We start from the raw sequence: 16096 nt of genomic DNA, 5'->3' as shown, positions 1-16096 counted from the left end.
GGGTGGCCCCCGGCAATGGTCGGCTGCGACCGGAAGCCACGTTTCCCGAGCTTCTTCGGCCCGGCAAATCTTACCGAGCGGAGTCAAGCACGCAAAGATCCACCGGCGCTGCCCCGCCGTCGGCCAAGTCCGGGCAGCCGCACCCCAGTACCCCGGGAATCGACTTTCTCACCTCTGATTTCCGGCACATTTTCCGTGGCGTTGAGCCGGTTGCCCGGAGCGGGCCGTACGACGGCGATCTCCCGGCCCCCGTGGACAGCGGCCTCCGCCGCTCCCACCGGTCCAGGTGATCACTCGCCCTTCAGTGCGGCCCCAGCCCTCCTGGGTGGCCGGCTTGCCGTATGCGCCGGACCAGGCACCCGATCCGACGGGGCCCGGGCGTCTGGGCCACTCCCCCGGGCACGTCCGGAAGGCACCCGTCGCGCCCTTTTCCACCTGGTGCCCGGCGCGCGACCGCGCGGGGTGCCCCGCCCGCCCCCTCGACGTCGGGGCCGCCGGCGGTTCCCTTCAGTCGTTTGACTCAGCTCGACCGGGCGCGTTCACTGAGCCGAGACGTCGGGAAGCGAAGGGAAGCATGATGGCCGGCAGGACGACCCGGTCCGGGCGGGCCGAGGGCACCAGGGAGACGATCCTCACCGTCGCGGAGCGGATGTTCGCCGAGCACGGTGTGTTCGCGGTCTCCAACCGCCAGGTCAGCGAGGCCGCGGGGCAGGGCAACAACGCCGCCGTCGGCTACCACTTCGGCACCAAGAACGACCTGCTGCGGGCGATCGTCCGCAAGCACGCCCGGCGGATCGACGAACTGCGGCAGGCCATGCTGGCCGAGACCGGCGACTCCGAGGACGTACGCGACTGGGTGGCGTGCCTCGTCCGCCCCAGCACCGATCACCTGGCCGAGCTGGACAGCCCCACGTGGTTCGCGCGGTTCGCCACCCAGGTGATGACCGACCCGGTGCTGCGCGAGATCATGATCGACGAGACGTTCGGGCCGCCGGTCCAGCAGACGCTCGACGGTCTCAACCGCTGTCTGCCGGATCTGCCGCTGCCGGTACGGATCGAGCGCGGCGAAATGGCCCGGCACCTGCTGATGCACATGCTCGCCGAGCGGGAACGCGCCCTCGCCGGCAACACCCAGACCACCGCCTCCACTTGGCCCGAGTACGCGAGCGGGCTCATCGACGCGATCACCGGCATCTGGCTGGCACCCGTCACACCGGGCACGTCACACGGCCGCTCCTGAGCGGGCGCGCGGGACGACGACCGGCGAGGCGTCGCCGGGGGCCGACAGGATGTCCGCTTCCAGGCCGTAGACCTCCTTGATCAGTGCCTCGTCGACGATGTCGCGGGGCGCGCCCTGCGCGACGACGCGCCCGCCCTTCATGGCGATGAGCGTGTCGGCGTAGCGGGCGGCGGCGGCCAGGTCGTGCTGGACCATGACGACGGTGCGTCCCGCCGCGGCGACCTCGCGGACGAGTTCCAGTACGTCGACGGCGTGGCCCGGGTCGAGGGCGCTGGTGGGCTCGTCGAGCAGGATGACGGGGGTGTGCTGGGCGAGGACCATCGCCAGCCAGCAGCGCTGGCGCTGCCCGCCGGAGAGCCGGTCGAGGCGTTCGGCGGCCAGTTCGGTGGTGCCGGTGGCCGCCAGTGCCTCGCGTACGGCGTCCTCGTCCGCCCGCGACCACTGCCGCAGCAGTCCCTGGTGCGGGTGGCGGCCGTAGCGGACCAGCCCGGCCACGGTGACGGCCTCGGGGGCACGCGGCGACTGGGGCAGCAGGGCGACCCGGTGGGCGGCCTGCCGTTGGCCGAGTCGCCAGACGTCCTCCCCGCCGGCCAGCACGGTGCCGGACTCGGGCCGGTGCAGCCGGGCGACGGTGCGCAGCAGGGTGGACTTTCCGCAGCCGTTGGGGCCGACGACGGCGGCGACCCGACCGGCGGGGACGGTGAGGCCGACGTCCCGGACGACGGGGCGGCCGGGGTAACCGGAGTGCAGGGACCGGACTTCGAGGCCCGGCACCGCTGCGGTCAGGGGGTCGGTCATGGGGGTGTTCACGCCTTTCCGGTGGCCCGTTCCGAACGGAAGAGGACCCAAAGAAGGAACGGTCCGCCGAGGACGCTGGTGACGACGCCGACGGGAAGCTCGACAGGGGCGATGACGCGCCCCAGCGCGTCGGCGGCGGCGATGAGCGCCGCTCCGGCCAGGGCGGACCCGGTGATCGGTACGCGGGTGGGGCCGGCCGGTCGCTGCGCGAGGACGGGGGCCGCCAGGGCGACGAAGGCGATGGGGCCGCCGACCCCCACGGCGAGGCCCGCCAGGGCGACGGCGACGGCGAGCGCGGCCGCCCGTACCCGCCGCAGGTCGACGCCCAGGGAAGCCGCCATGTCGTCGTCGAAGCGCAGGAGTTGCAGCCGGTGGCCGGCCGCCAGGGCGAGCGGGAGGAGGAAGAGCAGGGCGATCGAGAGCGGTACGCCGACGCCGCCGTCACGGCCGTTCAGGCTGCCGACGGCCCACAGGAACACGCCGCCCGCGGTGTTGTCGTTCTCCCGGGACATGATGAGGTCGCTCACGGCGCCGATGAACGTGGAGACGCCGATGCCGACCACGAGTACGCGGTAGCCGGCCGCGCCCGCACCGCCCGCGCACGCCACCACGACCGCGGCGGCGGCCACGGCACCCAGGGGGCCGAGCCACCAGTCCCCCACCATGCCGGTCGCGGATCCGGCGACGGAGGCGACGACCGCAGCGGTCGCCCCCTCGTTGACACCGATGAGGTCGGGGGTGGCCAGCCGGTTGCCGGCCAAGGTCTGGGTCAGGCAGCCGGCGACGCCGAGCGCCGCGCCGACCAGCAGCCCGACGAGGACGCGCGGCAGCCGGAAGTCCTGGACGATCATCACGGTGCCCGGGTCGCCCGTGCCCAGTAGCCCGGAGACGGTCTGCGGCAGGCTCATACCGGTCGAACTCGCCAGCACGCCGAGACAGCCGAGGACCGCGACGAGGGGTACGAGGAGCGCCGCGGCCAGTGCGCTGCGGCGGGGCAGGAGCCACGAGAGGGTGCCGGTGCGCAGCACGACGCTGTCCGGCGGGGTCACCCCGGTCATGCCGAGGCTCCCGCGGTGGACAGCCGGGCGGAGCGGGCGATCCAGATGAGCAGCGGCCCGCCGACGAAGGCGAGCAGCACGCTGACCGGGGTCTCCCAGGGCCGGATGACGACGCGCGCGAGGATGTCGGCGAGGAGCATGACATCGGCCGCGACCAGCGCGGACAGGACGAGTGTCGCGGTCATCCGGGCACCTGCGACGGCGCGCGCCGCGTACGGAGCGAGCAGTCCGAGGAAGGCGATGGGCCCGGCGACGGCGACCGCACACCCGACGAGCAGCGACACCGCGCCGGCCACCACCAGGCGGATCCGGCCCGGGTGGTGGCCGAGCGAGCGGGCACTGTCGTCGCCGAGGCCCAGTGCGGACAGCGGCCGGGCGCAGCCCAGCGCGGCGAGCAGGCCGACGGCGGCCAGGGGCAGGAGCGGCAGCAGGTCGGAGACCTGCACTCCGGCGAGGGAGCCGATCGTCCAGTACCGGTACGTGTCGAAGGTCGATCGAGTGCCGAGCAGGACGTAGGCGGTGAGGCCGTGGAAGGTGGCGCCCAGCGCCGATCCGGCCAGGACGAGCCGCAGCGGGGAGCCGGCGGCGCGGCCGGACGCGGCGAGCAGGAGGACGACGGCGCTGGCGGCCATGCCGCCGACGAGTGCCCAGGCCAGCAGCGCGGCCGGCGAGGTGGCCCCGAAGAAGGTGAGGCCGAGGACGACGGCGAAGGCGGCGCCGGAGTTGACGCCGAGCAGGCCGGTCTCCGCGAGCGGGTTACGGGTCGCTGCCTGGAGCAGGCAGCCGGAAGCGCCCAGGCAGACGCCGACCAGGACGGCGGCGAGGGTGCGCGGCAGGCGCACGCCCAGGAGCGCCAGGCGGAGTTGGGCGTCGGCGCGGGCCGTGGCGTCGCCGAGGAGGTAGTCCCAGGCGCGGGCGGGCGAGCTGTTGCCCGTCCCGATGAGGAGAGAGAGCAGGGCGAGCCCGAGGAAGAGGACGACGAGTCCGAGGGCGGCCCACGCCACGGGGCCGGCTTCGGGCCGTGGGCGCCGGCCGAAGCGGCGGCCCGTGGTCTCCCCCCGGGCTTCTTGCATTCTCCACATATGGTTAGCCTAACCTAAGTTTCGTTCCGTCAGTCGACGGCTCGGAAGGCTCACGCATGCCCGCAATGCGCACTGCGTCACGCCCCGGCCACCGTTCAACGCCCCGGCAGCGCCTTCCGGATCGATCCCCGCGACAGCACAACAAACGCAGAAAGAGGCCCCTGGTGCCCAGTACCGTCTCGCCCTCCCGCAGACCCGCGCGGTCCGCCGCCACGGCCGCCGTGCTCGCCGCCCTCGCGCTGGCCGCCACCGCCTGCAGCTCCTCGGACCGGAGCACTGCCGCGGGCGACTCCGGTAAATCCGGCACCACTCCGGTCACCGACGCGACCGGCGCGAAGGTGCGGGTGCCCGCCGCCCCGAAGCGGGTCGTGGCGCTCAGCGAGATGGACCTGGACTCCGCGCTCACGCTCGGCGTCAAGCCCGTAGGACTCACCGCGGGGCGCGGCCAGAAGGGCGCCCCCGCCTACCTGGCCGACCGGGCCGGGGGCATACCGGTGGTGGGCGCGGTGACCGGCCCGGACATCGAGAAGGTCGTCCAGGCCGAGCCCGACGTGATCCTCGCCGGGCAGCTCGCCGACCAGCAGGTGCTCCAGCAGCTCAAGAAGATCGCCCCCACCGTCGTCACGGTGGGCCGCACCAAGAACTGGAAGACGTCGCTCGAACTCACCGGCACGGTGCTCGGGAAGGGCAAGGCGGCCAAGAAGTTCCTCACCGCGTACGACACGAAGGTCGCGGCGCTGAAGAAGGACCTCGGCGACGACACGGACGCCCGTGTGTCGGTGGCCCGCTACTCCGCCAAGGGCACCGCCGTCATGCAGCAGGGCGTGTTCATCAGCGACGTGCTCAAGGATCTGGGATTCGAGCGTCCCGGCATCCAGAACGAGAAGGGTGCGGGCCACTCGTCGCCGATCAGCGACGAGAACCTCCAGGAGATCGACGGCGACCGGCTGTTCATCGGCACCCTGTCGACCACCGGGCCGGACAAGGGCCTCCTGGACGAGCTGGCGAAGAAGCCGGCCTACAAGGAGCTGAAGGCCGTACGGAACGGCCACGCGACCGTCATCGACGGCTCGAAGTGGACCAGCCTCGGGGGCGCGCAGGCAGCTGTCTCCGTACTGGACGACATCCGGAAGGCGATGGTCAAGTGAGCGCCGACCAGGAACTCGCCGGACGGTTCGCGCTCGTCACGGGCGCCGGCCGGGGCATCGGCCGCGCGGTGGTCGCGGCCCTCGTCGAACGCGGCGCCCGCGTCCTCGCCACCGACCTGTCCGGCGAGGACGTGCAGAGCGTCGCCAAGGAGCACGGCGAACAGGTCGTGGCCCGCCGGCTGGACGTCACCGAAGCGGCGGCCGTCGAGCAGCTCGTCGCCGAGGCCGAAGACACCCTGGGGGCACTGGACATCGCGGTCAACGTCGCCGGGGTCCTGCGGGAGTCCGCCGTGGTGGACACCACCGACGAGGACTGGGCGGGCACCTTCGCCGTCAACACCGACGGGGTCTTCCACGTCTCGCGCGCGGTCGCCCGCCGGATGGGCGAGCGGGGCCGCGGCAGCATCGTCACCGTCGCCTCGAACGCGGCCGGAATACCGCGCTCCGGCATGTCCGCCTACGCCGCGTCCAAGGCGGCGACCGTGATGTTCACCAAGTGCCTCGGCCTGGAGCTCGCCTCCCGCGGCATCCGCTGCAACACCGTCTCCCCCGGCTCGACCCTCACCGACATGCAACGCGCCATGTGGACCACCGGAGACGAGGAGGCCGCCGCGCGGCGCGTGATCGAGGGGAACCTCGCGTCCCACCGCACCGGCATCCCGCTCGGCCGCATCGCCGACCCGTCCGACATCGCCGAGGCGGTCGTCTTCCTCGCCTCCGACCGGGCCCGCCACATCACCATGCACGACCTGTACGTCGACGGTGGCGCCACCCTCCGGGCCTGACCCGCCGGCCCTCGCAGCACGGCCGCCGACCGCGGCCGCACCCATCTTCCCCTTGGAGACACCATGTCCGCCTCCTTGCGCGAACCCACCCTCCCCCACGGCGCGGCGCCCGCCGCCGTGGTCACCCCCGGCTCGGCGACCGCCCTGCTCGACGAGTACCGCCCGGGCACGGACCGCTTCCTCGCCACCCCGCACCGCACGCTGCTGGGCCGCGGCACCGCCGCCGAAGTCCCGCACGATCAGAGACCGTTGACCGAACGCGTGCAGGACGTACTCGATACGCGGCGGCGCGCGGGCGACGCGGCCCCCGTCGTCGTCGGCTCGCTGCCCTTCGCCCCGGACGCCCCGTCCGCACTGGCCGTGCCGCGGTCGGTGCGCTGGGCACCGCCCCTGCGGGAGGACCCGCTCGTCGCGCTGCCCGTGCCGGCCGGGGACGACCGGGGCCGGGGCCAGTGGGAAATGCGGCCCGTACCGGAGCCGGAGCAGTACGGCGCGGCCGTCGCCGCCGCTGTCGCACGGATGCGCGCCGGTGAATTCGACAAGGTCGTCCTGGCCCGCACGCTGGAGCTGACCTCCGACCGCGCGCTGGACCTGCCCGCCATGCTGCGCCGGCTGGCCCAGCGCGACCCGGCCGGATACACCTTCGCCGTGCCCAGCGGCCCGGACCGCACGCTCATCGGCGCCAGCCCCGAACTGCTGGTGGCCCGGCGCGACGGGCACCTCGTCGCCAACCCGCTGGCGGGCTCGGCACCGCGCAGCTCCGATCTGGCGGAGGACGTCCGTCGCGCGGCCGCGCTCCTGGAGTCGCCGAAGGACCTGCACGAGCACGCCGTCGTGGTGGAGGCCGTACGCGCCGCGCTCGCACCGTTCTGCACGCGCCTGGACGTGCCCGCGCAGCCCACCCTCGTCCGCACCGCGGCGATGTGGCACCTGTCGACCACCGTCACCGGCGAACTGGCCGGCCCGGGCACCACCGCCCTGCACCTGGCGTCCGCGCTGCACCCCACTCCCGCGGTGTGCGGCACCCCCACCGACGTGGCGCGCGCCGTCATCGCCGAGTCCGAGCCCTTCGACCGCGGCCCGTACACCGGCATGGTGGGCTGGCAGGGCGCGGACGGCGACGGCGAGTGGGTCGTGACGATCCGCTGCGCCGAGGCCGAGGGCCGCTCGCTGCGGCTGTTCGCCGGGGCCGGCGTGGTGGCCGCATCCTCGCCGGAGGCCGAGACCGCCGAGACCGGCGCCAAGTTCGGTACCTTCCTCAACGCCGTGGGGGCCGCCCTGTGAGCACCGCTGAAGCCGTCAGTGCCCTCACCCCGGGCGTCGACGCGCCCACCTGGCCCGCCGAGTTCGCCGAGCGCTACCGCGCCGCGGGCTACTGGCGCGGGGAGACCTTCGGAGGCGTACTGCGCGAGCGCGCCACCGCCCACCCCGACCGGATCGCGCTGGTCGACCCCGGCCCCGTACGCCGCGCCTGGACCTACCGGGAGCTGGACGAGCGCGCGGACCGGCTCGCCGCCGGGTTCCTCGCGCGCGGCATCGCCAAGGGCGACCGGGTCGTCGTGCAGTTGCCCAACGTCGGTGAGTTCATCGAGGTCGTCTTCGCGCTGTTCCGGATCGGTGCGCTGCCGGTGTACGCGCTGCCGGCCCACCGCGAGACGGAGATCGCGCACTTCTGCTCCTTCACCGAGGCCGTCGCCTATGTGATCCCCGACCGGCACGCCGGGTTCGACCACCGGGGCCTCGCCACCAGGATCCAGGAACGCACTCCGGGCCTGCGGCACGTCTTCGTCGTCGGCGACCCGGGCGAGCACACCGCGCTGGCCGAGGTCCCCTGCGAACCGGCCGTCCTGCCCGACGGACCGGCCCCGCACGAGCTGGCGTTCCTCCAGCTGTCCGGCGGTACGACGGGCGTCTCCAAGCTCATTCCGCGCACCCACGACGACTACATGTACTCGCTGTGGGGCTCCAACGAGATCTGCGGCGTCGACGCCGACACCCGCTTCCTCGTGGTGCTGCCCGCCGCGCACAACTTCCCCATGAGCTCCCCCGGCTGGCTGGGCGTGCTCTACGCCGGCGGCACCGTCGTCCTGTGTCCCCGGCCCGACCCCGCGACGGCCTTCCCCCTCATCGAGCGGGAACGCATCACCATGACCGGGATGGTGCCGCCGCTGGCGCTGGTGTGGACCGACGCCGGGCCCGCGGCGGAACACGACCTGTCCAGCCTGGAGCTGGTCCTGGTCGGCGGCGCCAAGTACAGCGAGGAGGCCGCACGCCGGCTGGAACCGGCACTGAACTGCCGGCTGATGCAGGTCTTCGGCATGGCCGAGGGGCTCGTCAACTACACCCGGCTGGACGACGACTACGAGACCGTCGTCACCACCCAGGGCCGCCCGATCTCCCCGGACGACGAGATCCGCGTCGTCGACGACGCCGGACAGGACGTCGCGGACGGCGAGTTCGGGCACCTGCTGACCCGGGGGCCGTACACGATCCGCGGCTACTGGCGCGCCCCCGAGCACAACGCGCGCACCTTCACCGAGGACGGCTTCTACCGCACCGGCGACATCGTGCGCCGCACGGCAACCGGCCACCTCGTCGTCGAGGGACGGGCCAAGGACCAGATCAACAGGGGCGGCGAGAAGATCGCGCCGGAGGAGGTCGAGAACGTCATCCTCGCCCACCCCGCCGTGCACGACGTGTCCGTCGTCGCGGTGGCCGACGAATACCTCGGCGAGCGTTCCCTCGCCTACGTGATCCTGCGCGACGGCGCCGAGCCGCTGAAGCCCGTCGCCGTCAAGCGGTTCGTCCGCGAGCGCGGCCTCGCCGCCTACAAGGTCCCCGACCTCGTCGAGTTCGTCGGCGCCTTCCCGCAGACCGGCGTCGGAAAGGTCAGCAAGAAAGGGCTGCGGTCCTCCGCCGCCATGCCCGCCGCCGACACCGACCGCTGACGCGCACCACCCGAAAGGCTGCCGCCCCATGGCACTTCCCGCCATCGCCCCCTACCCGCTGCCGGCTCCGGACGAGCTGCCCGCCAACCGTGTCGCCTGGACCGTGGACCCCTCGCGCGCGCTGCTGCTCGTCCACGACCTGCAGAACCACTTCCTCGACGCGTTCCCGGCCGGTGAGCAGCCCGTGACCGGCATGCTCGACAACACCGCACGGCTGCTGGACGCGTTCCGCCGCCAGGGCGCCCCGGTCGTCTACTCCGCCCAGCGCGGCGGCCAGACGCCCGAGGAGCGCGGCCTCCAGCTGGACTTCTGGGGCCCGGGCGTCGCCGACGACCCGTACAAGCTCGCCGTACCGGACGTGGTCGCGCCCGCCGCCGGGGACACCCTCCTCACCAAGTGGAAGTACAGCGCCTTCGTCCGCTCCGAGCTGGCACGGCTGATGCGCGACTCCGGCCGCGACCAGCTGGTGATCACCGGTGTGTACGCGCACATCGGCGTACTGATGAGCGCCGCCGACGCGTGGCAGCAAGACATCCGGGCGTTCGTCGTCGCCGACGCGGTGGCCGACTTCTCCCGCGCCGACCACGACATGGCCCTGCGCTGGGCCGCCGGCCGCTGCGCGGTCGTCACCACCACCGACGCCCTCCTGAAGGAGATCTGACACCGATGGCGCTCACCCTGGAGCAGATCCGCGGCGACGTCGCCGACTCCCTCGGCGAGGACCCCGCGGACATCCCGTACGACGAGAACCTGGTCGACTACGGCCTGGACTCGGTGCGCATCATGGCGCTGCTGGAACGATGGCGCCGCGAGCACGGCGTCGAGGCGGCCTTCGCCGACCTCGCCGAGCAGCCGGCCATCGAGGCCTGGGCACCGCTGCTGGGGGTGGCATGACCGCCCCCGTCACGGCGGACGCCCGCCGGCCGGCCGGCGCCGCCGACGCCCCGCTGCCGCTCACGGCGGCCCAGTCGGGCATGTGGTACGCGCAGGCCCTCGACCCGCTGAGCCCCGCACAGAACACCGCCGAGTGCCTGCACATCGACGGGCCCCTGGATCCGCAGCTCTTCGATGCCGCGCTGCGCCGCGTCACCGCCGAGGCCGACTCGCTGCGGATACGCGTCACGGACACCCCCGACGGCCCCCGCCAGCGGGTCCTGGACGCCGTCGAGCCGCCGCTGACCCTGCGCGACCTCCGCGGCCGCGACCGGGCCGGGGAGGAGGCCGAGGCGTGGATGCGCGCGGACCTCGGCCGGCCCTTCGACCTGGCCACCGGCCCGCTGTTCCGGCACGCGCTGTTCCGCGTCGGCGAGGAGCGGTGGCTGTGGTACCAGCGCATCCACCACCTGGTCATGGACGGTTACGGGTACTCGCTGCTCGTCCGCCGCACCGCCGAGGTCTACACGGCGCTGGCCCGCGGTGCGGAGCCCGCCCCGCGCACGTTCGGCACGCTGACCGACCTCCTCACCCAGGACGCCGAGTACCGGGCCTCGGACGCCTTCGCCGCCGACCGCGCCCACTGGTCGGAGGCGTTCGCCGACCGGCCGGAGGCGTCCCGGCTCGCGGGCCGCGGCGCGCTGCCCTCCCGTACTTTCCTGCGGCACAGCGCCGGGCTCGGCCCCGAGGCGACGGAGCGGGTCCGCGCGCTCGCCGCCACGCTGCGTGCGACCTGGCCGGACGTGCTGATCGCGGCGCAGGCCCTGTACACCGCGCGGGTCACCGGCCGCGCCGACGTCGTGCTCGGCCTGCCGATGATGGGCCGCATGGGATCGGTCGCGCTGCGGGTTCCGGGCATGGTGATGAACGTGCTGCCGCTGCGCCTGAGCGTTCCGCCGGAGGCGACCTTCGCGCAGCTGGTGCGGCAGGTCGTGCTCGCCGTCCGGCAGGTCCGCCGCCACCAGCACTACCGGTACGAGGACATCCGCCGCGACCTGGGGCTGCTCGGCGAGAGCCGCGGCCTGGCCGGACCGCTCGTCAACGTCATGCCGTTCGACTACGCCATCGACTTCGCGGGCGCGCCCGCGCGGGCCCGCAACCTCTCCGCCGGCCCGGTCGACGATCTGACGGTCAACATCTACGACCGTGCCGACGGCCGCGGCCTGCAGATCGACCACGACGGCAACCCGGCGCTGTACGAGGACGGCGAACTCGCCGCCCACCAGGAGCGTTTCCTGCACCTGGTGGACCGGCTCGCGCAGGCCGACCCGCAGCTGCCGCTCGCGGCGCACCCGGTCGCGACGCCCGCCGAACTCGACCTGGTCGTAACGGAGTTCAACCGTACGGACCAGGTGGTGCCGCCCACCAACCTGGTCGGCCCGATCGAGTCGCAGGTCATGCGGACCCCGAACGCCACGGCGCTGGTGTACGAGGGAACCTCGCTCACCTTCGCCGAACTCAACGCCCGCGCCAATCGCCTCGCCCGGCATCTGCAGACCTTCGGCGCGCGGCCCGGCGCGGTGGTGGCCGTCTCGGTGCCCCGGTCGGCGGAGCTGGTGATCTCCCTGCTCGCCGTGGTCAAGACCGGTGCGGCGTACCTGCCGCTGGACCCGGACTACCCGGCCGAGCGGCTCACGTTCATGCTTCAGGACGCGGCGCCGGTGTGTGCCGTCACCGACCGCGCCGGCCGGCTGCCGGACGACGCGGGCACCCCGCTCGTCGTCCTGGACGGCCTCGACGTCTCCGCGTACCCGGCCATCAACCCCGGGCGTCCGCTGACGCCCGCGCATCCCGCGTACGTCATCTACACCTCCGGCTCCACCGGCAGGCCCAAGGGCGTCGTGGTCCCCCACGCTGCCATCGACAACCGGCTGCGCTGGATGCAGCACGCCTACGGGCTCGGCCCCGGGGACCGGGTGCTGCAGAAGACACCGTCCTCGTTCGACGTGTCCGTGTGGGAGTTCTTCTGGCCGCTGCGGGCGGGCGCCACGCTCGTCGTCGCGGCGCCGGGCGGCCACAAGGACCCCGCCTACCTGACCCGCGTCATCCGCGAACAGCAGATCACCACCTGCCACTTCGTGCCGTCGATGCTCCAGGTCTTCCTGGCCGGGGCCGAGTCCGAAGCGGCCGCCTGCGACAGCCTGCGGCAGGTGTTCTGCAGTGGGGAGGCGCTGCCCCGCGAGACCGCGCACGCCTTCGCGCGCACGCTGCCCGGGACCGAGCTGCACAACCTGTACGGGCCCACCGAGGCCGCCGTCGACGTCACGTACCACGCCTGCGTCCCGGCGGACGGCGGCCCGGTGCCGATCGGCCGGCCGGTGTGGAACACCCGGCTGTACGTCCTCGACGCGGCACTCCAGCCCTGCCCGCCCGGCGTGGCGGGCGAGCTGTACCTCGCGGGGCGGCAGCTCGCCGACGGCTACCTGAACCGCGCCGACCTGACCGCCTCCCGCTTCGTGGCGAACCCCTTCGGGCCGCCGGGGAGCCTCATGTACCGCACGGGCGACCTGGCGCGCTGGACGGACCAGGGCGAGGTGGAGTACCTCGGCCGCACCGACCACCAGGTGAAGCTGCGCGGCCAGCGCATCGAGCTGGGGGAGATCGAGACGGCGCTGGCCGCACAGGCCGGGGTGGACGGGGCCTGCGCGCTGGTGCGCGAGGACCGGCCGGGCGAGCAGCAGCTCGTCGGCTACGTCACGGGCGGCGCCGACCCGGCCGCCGTGCGCGCCGGGCTGACGGGGGTGCTCCCGGAGCACATGGTCCCGTCGGCGGTGGTGGCCCTGGACGCGTTCCCGCTGAGCCCCAACGGGAAGCTGGACCGCAAGGCGCTGCCCGCGCCGGTCTTCACCGGCAGCGGGAGCGGCCGGCGGCCGGCGAACGCGCGCGAGGAGGCGCTGACCCGCCTGTTCGCGCAGGTGCTCGGCGCCGAACGGGTCGGTCCCGACGACGCGTTCTTCGACCTGGGCGGCACCTCGCTGCTCGCGGTGCGCCTGGTGGCGCGCGTCCGGGAGGAGCTGGGCGCCGAGCTGACGATCGGCTCGCTGTTCGAGGCGCCCACTCCGGCGGCGCTCGCGGCCCGGATCGAGAGCGCGGGGCCGGCGGCCGAGGACGCCCTGGACGTCGTGCTGCCGCTGCGTACGGACGGCGACCGGCCGCCGCTGTTCGCGATCCATCCGGCGGGCGGCATCGCGTGGTGCTACGCGGGCCTCTCCGCGCGGCTCGGCCAGGGGCAGCCGCTGTACGGCATCCAGGCGCGCGGCCTGGTGCGCGACGAGCCGCTGCCGGCGACGCTCCAGGAGGAGGCGGCCGACTACGTCGAGCGCATCCGTGCCCTCCGGCCGCACGGCCCGTACCGGCTGCTGGGCTGGTCGGTGGGCGGCGTCCTCGCTCACACGGTGGCCGTGCTGCTGCAACAGGCGGGCGAGGAGGTCGAGTTCCTCGCGCTGCTGGACGCGTTCCCGGCCGAGCAGTGGCGGGAGAACGCCGCGCCCGAGGAGGGGGACGCGCTGACCGCGGTGCTGCGCATGGCGGGCTTCGACCGCACCCACGAACGCGACCGGGACGACGTGCTCGCCACGCTGCGGCAGGCGGGCAGCCCGCTGGCCGGGCTCACCGACCACACCCTGGCGAAGATCGTGGACATCGTGCCGAACCACGCGCGCATGATGCGCGAACACCACCACGATGTGTTCGACGGCGACGTGCTGTTCTTCACGGCCGCCGCGCCGCGCGCCGAGGACTGGCTGACCCGGGAGGCGTGGCGTCCGCACGTGAGCGGCGCCGTCGTCAACCACGACCTGGACTGCACGCACCCGCAGATGATGCGGGAGCGGCAGCTCGACGACATCGCCGCCGTGCTGGCGGCCCGGCTGAAGGAGCTCGACGCATGACGCAGCAGGCCGGCCCGTTCGACGCGGGCGCGGGTGGGGGCGACACGCATCTGGTGCTGGAGAACGACCACGGCCGGCAGTCGCTGTGGCCGGTGTGGCGCACCGTGCCGCCGGGGTGGTCGGCGCGCTTCGGACCGGCACCGCACGAGGCGTGCGTACGCCACGTGGAGACGCGGGCGGCAGGACGCCGATGACCGCGGTACGGCCGTGGCCGGACCCCGGACCGCTGCCCCGGCCGCAGGACCTCGCCCCGGGGCCGCGGCTGTGGCTGGTCCGGGCCCCGGGGCCGGGCGCAGCACCCGATGCGTCGGTACCGGACGAGTCGATACCGGACGAGTCGGTGCTGGACGCGGAAGAGCGCCGTCGTGCGGCCGCGTTGCGGCGCCCGGCCGACCGTGCCCTGTACGTGGCGGCGCATGTGGCGCTGCGCCGCGTACTGGGCGGTTGTCTGGGGGTGCCGGCCGCGCGTGTCCCGCTGACGCGGCTGCCGTGCCCGGGCTGCGGCGGGGCGCACGGCCGCCCCGCCGTGGCCGGGCCGGCCGGCGCCGCGGTGCATTTCTCGCTGTCGCACACGGGCGGCCTGGCCCTGCTGGGGCTGGCCGCCCGGCCGGTGGGGGTGGACGTCGAACGCGTTCCGGACATACGGCTGGTGCGGGATGCGGCCGGTGCGCTGCACCCGGCGGAGCAGGAGGAGCTGGCCGCACTGCCCGAGGCCGACCGCGCCGCCGCCTTCGCCCGCTGCTGGACGCGTAAGGAGGCATACCTGAAGGCGATCGGCGAGGCGCTGTCCGGGGACGGCCTGCGCACCGCGCATCTGGGGACGGGCAGCGAACCTGCCGGACTGCCCGGGTGGCTGCTCGGCGACGTCGAGGTGCCGCCGGGTTACGCGGCGGCGTGCGCACTGCCCGGGCAGGGGTGTACGGAGCCTCAGTCCGGGGTGCCGGAGAGCAGCGCCTCCAGGCCGGCGGCCAGTTCCGTGCGCCAGCACAGGTAGTCGTGGCCGCCGTTGAACTCGCGGTACACGGCGTCGTCGTAGCCGGCGGACGCGAGCGCGCCGCGGAGCCGCCGTGCCGCGGGGAGCGCCACCCATTCCTGCTCGCCGAAGGAGAGCCGGAAGCGCACCGGCAGCCGGGGGCCTTCGGCGATGCGGCGGGTGAGCCACTCGGCCCGGGGGCCGTTGGGCCACCAGAACGAGCCCGACTGGGCGAGGGCGTTGCCGAACCGGTGCGGTGCGGAGAGGGCGGCGTAGGCGGCGGTGAGACCGCCCAGGCTCTGCCCGGCGATCACCGTACCGGCCGGGTCCTCGGTGACCGGCAGCAGACCGCCTGCCCAGGGCAGCAGTTCCTCGGCGAGGAAGGCGACGAACTCGGGGCGGCAGGTGAGTTCCGCCCACCGCGTGGCGGCGTCCACGGAATCCGGCAGTACGACGGCGAGCGGGGGGATGCGGCCGTCGGCGATGAGGTTGTCGAGGAGGTGGGCGAGGCCGAGTCCGGGCTGCTGCCAGTGCTCGCCGTCGAGCAGGACGAGGACGGGCAGCCGCTTCCGCAGGTGTGCGGTGCGCGGCGGCCGGTACAGCCACACCCGTCGGGGCCCGTCGAGGTGCGCGCTCGCCACCTTGTGCTCGGACACGGTGCCGCGTGCGGTGTCCGGCCGCGGCTCCCAGTCCACCGCTCGCGGGGCGCCCGGGAGTTCGGCACAGGCGACCGGGGCGCCACCCCAACGGCGGGGCAGTGTACGCGGGTTGAAGGGGTCGCTGCGGCGCTGAGCACGAAGCCACTGCCAGTACGCCGCACTGTCCGGCTCGGGGCCGTCGCCCTCGTCGACGTGGAAGTCGTAGGTGCCCTGCCAGTCGTGGCGCAGGCGGAGCGTCCAGTGCCAGATGTCGGTGCCCGGAACGTGCTCCATCAGATTGCCCTCGGGGGCGCGCGGGTCGCCGAGTTTGTTGGGCATGACCTGAACGGCCCGGGTGGCGGGCGTGCCGCGCCAGAGGAAGGTCACTGCGCGGTGGTCCGCGCTGCCGAGGGGGTCCGGCGCGACGAGCGGGTTACCGCGCCGCTGCACATCGGCCCAGAACTCCTGGACCACGCCGGGTTCCGGGAGGGCGCAGGCGGGTTCCGTGAGGCGCGGGAGGGGGTGCGGACGCGCCAGCCGGGGCGGCTGATGCGGGTCCCCCTGAGGAGGCGTGGACAGGGGCATGCGGGCGGACTCCGACCG

At 74.1% G+C, this 16096-nt stretch carries 14 protein-coding genes; 10 read left to right on the top strand and 4 right to left on the bottom strand.

Annotation, left to right across the window (positions count from 1 at the left end; translation table 11 throughout):
• The first annotated feature begins 577 nt into the window (after positions 1-577).
• Positions 578-1240, top strand: a complete 663-nt coding sequence (locus ACZ6WH_RS02050) for a TetR/AcrR family transcriptional regulator (RefSeq protein ID WP_469725278.1) — start codon at positions 578-580, stop codon at positions 1238-1240.
• On the opposite strand, the gene ACZ6WH_RS02045 is transcribed toward ACZ6WH_RS02050, so the two are convergent.
• Genes ACZ6WH_RS02045 through ACZ6WH_RS02035 form a run of 3 tightly spaced genes read right to left on the bottom strand, consistent with a single transcriptional unit; the run spans position 1223 to position 4169 of the window.
• On the bottom strand, positions 1223-2038 hold the full coding sequence (locus ACZ6WH_RS02045; RefSeq protein ID WP_469725276.1) for an ABC transporter ATP-binding protein: 816 nt from the start codon (positions 2036-2038) through the stop codon (positions 1223-1225). The genes ACZ6WH_RS02050 and ACZ6WH_RS02045 overlap by 18 nt on opposite strands.
• Positions 2039-2046: 8 nt before the next feature.
• Positions 2047-3096, bottom strand: coding sequence for a FecCD family ABC transporter permease (locus ACZ6WH_RS02040; RefSeq protein WP_469725275.1), 1050 nt, complete (start codon positions 3094-3096; stop codon positions 2047-2049).
• Positions 3093-4169: a FecCD family ABC transporter permease gene (locus tag ACZ6WH_RS02035; protein ID WP_469725274.1), complete on the bottom strand. Its 1077-nt coding sequence runs from the start codon at positions 4167-4169 to the stop codon at positions 3093-3095. The genes ACZ6WH_RS02040 and ACZ6WH_RS02035 overlap by 4 nt, the downstream gene beginning before the upstream one ends.
• Positions 4170-4339: 170 nt before the next feature.
• Here ACZ6WH_RS02035 and ACZ6WH_RS02030 point away from each other — a divergent pair, with 170 nt between their 5' ends.
• The 9 genes from ACZ6WH_RS02030 to ACZ6WH_RS01990 all read left to right on the top strand — a co-directional run bounded on the left by ACZ6WH_RS02030 (position 4340) and on the right by ACZ6WH_RS01990 (position 14876).
• Positions 4340-5326: an ABC transporter substrate-binding protein gene (locus ACZ6WH_RS02030; protein WP_469726221.1), complete on the top strand. Its 987-nt coding sequence runs from the start codon at positions 4340-4342 to the stop codon at positions 5324-5326.
• Positions 5323-6111 (top strand): 2,3-dihydro-2,3-dihydroxybenzoate dehydrogenase, encoded by a 789-nt coding sequence (locus ACZ6WH_RS02025; RefSeq protein ID WP_432850365.1) that lies wholly within the window; start codon positions 5323-5325, stop codon positions 6109-6111. The genes ACZ6WH_RS02030 and ACZ6WH_RS02025 overlap by 4 nt, the downstream gene beginning before the upstream one ends.
• A 63-nt stretch (positions 6112-6174) precedes the next feature.
• The gene (locus ACZ6WH_RS02020; protein ID WP_469725271.1) at positions 6175-7395 is read left to right on the top strand and encodes an isochorismate synthase; all 1221 of its coding nucleotides are present in this window, start codon (positions 6175-6177) and stop codon (positions 7393-7395) included.
• Positions 7392-9059: a (2,3-dihydroxybenzoyl)adenylate synthase gene (locus ACZ6WH_RS02015; protein WP_469725270.1), complete on the top strand. Its 1668-nt coding sequence runs from the start codon at positions 7392-7394 to the stop codon at positions 9057-9059. The genes ACZ6WH_RS02020 and ACZ6WH_RS02015 overlap by 4 nt, the downstream gene beginning before the upstream one ends.
• A 28-nt stretch (positions 9060-9087) precedes the next feature.
• The gene (locus ACZ6WH_RS02010) at positions 9088-9720 is read left to right on the top strand and encodes an isochorismatase family protein (RefSeq protein WP_469725268.1); all 633 of its coding nucleotides are present in this window, start codon (positions 9088-9090) and stop codon (positions 9718-9720) included.
• Positions 9721-9725: 5 nt separating this feature from the next.
• The gene (locus ACZ6WH_RS02005) at positions 9726-9953 is read left to right on the top strand and encodes a phosphopantetheine-binding protein (protein WP_432850373.1); all 228 of its coding nucleotides are present in this window, start codon (positions 9726-9728) and stop codon (positions 9951-9953) included.
• Positions 9950-13882, top strand: a complete 3933-nt coding sequence (locus ACZ6WH_RS02000) for an amino acid adenylation domain-containing protein (RefSeq protein WP_469725266.1) — start codon at positions 9950-9952, stop codon at positions 13880-13882. Before ACZ6WH_RS02005 ends, ACZ6WH_RS02000 begins: the two co-directional genes overlap by 4 nt.
• A complete protein-coding gene (locus ACZ6WH_RS01995; protein ID WP_432850377.1) occupies positions 13879-14076 on the top strand; it encodes an MbtH family NRPS accessory protein in 198 nt (65 codons plus the stop codon). The genes ACZ6WH_RS02000 and ACZ6WH_RS01995 overlap by 4 nt, the downstream gene beginning before the upstream one ends.
• The gene (locus ACZ6WH_RS01990) at positions 14073-14876 is read left to right on the top strand and encodes a 4'-phosphopantetheinyl transferase family protein (protein ID WP_469725265.1); all 804 of its coding nucleotides are present in this window, start codon (positions 14073-14075) and stop codon (positions 14874-14876) included. Before ACZ6WH_RS01995 ends, ACZ6WH_RS01990 begins: the two co-directional genes overlap by 4 nt.
• On the opposite strand, the gene fes is transcribed toward ACZ6WH_RS01990, so the two are convergent.
• Complete coding sequence (gene fes, locus ACZ6WH_RS01985; protein ID WP_469725264.1) at positions 14810-16078, bottom strand: enterochelin esterase; 1269 nt, start codon at positions 16076-16078, stop codon at positions 14810-14812. The genes ACZ6WH_RS01990 and fes overlap by 67 nt on opposite strands.
• Positions 16079-16096: the final 18 nt, after the last annotated feature.

The organism is Streptomyces sp. NPDC050806 (assembly GCF_055586425.1).
The sequence above is the reverse complement of the archived record's forward strand: the minus strand, read 5'-3'. Positions and strand labels throughout refer to the sequence as shown.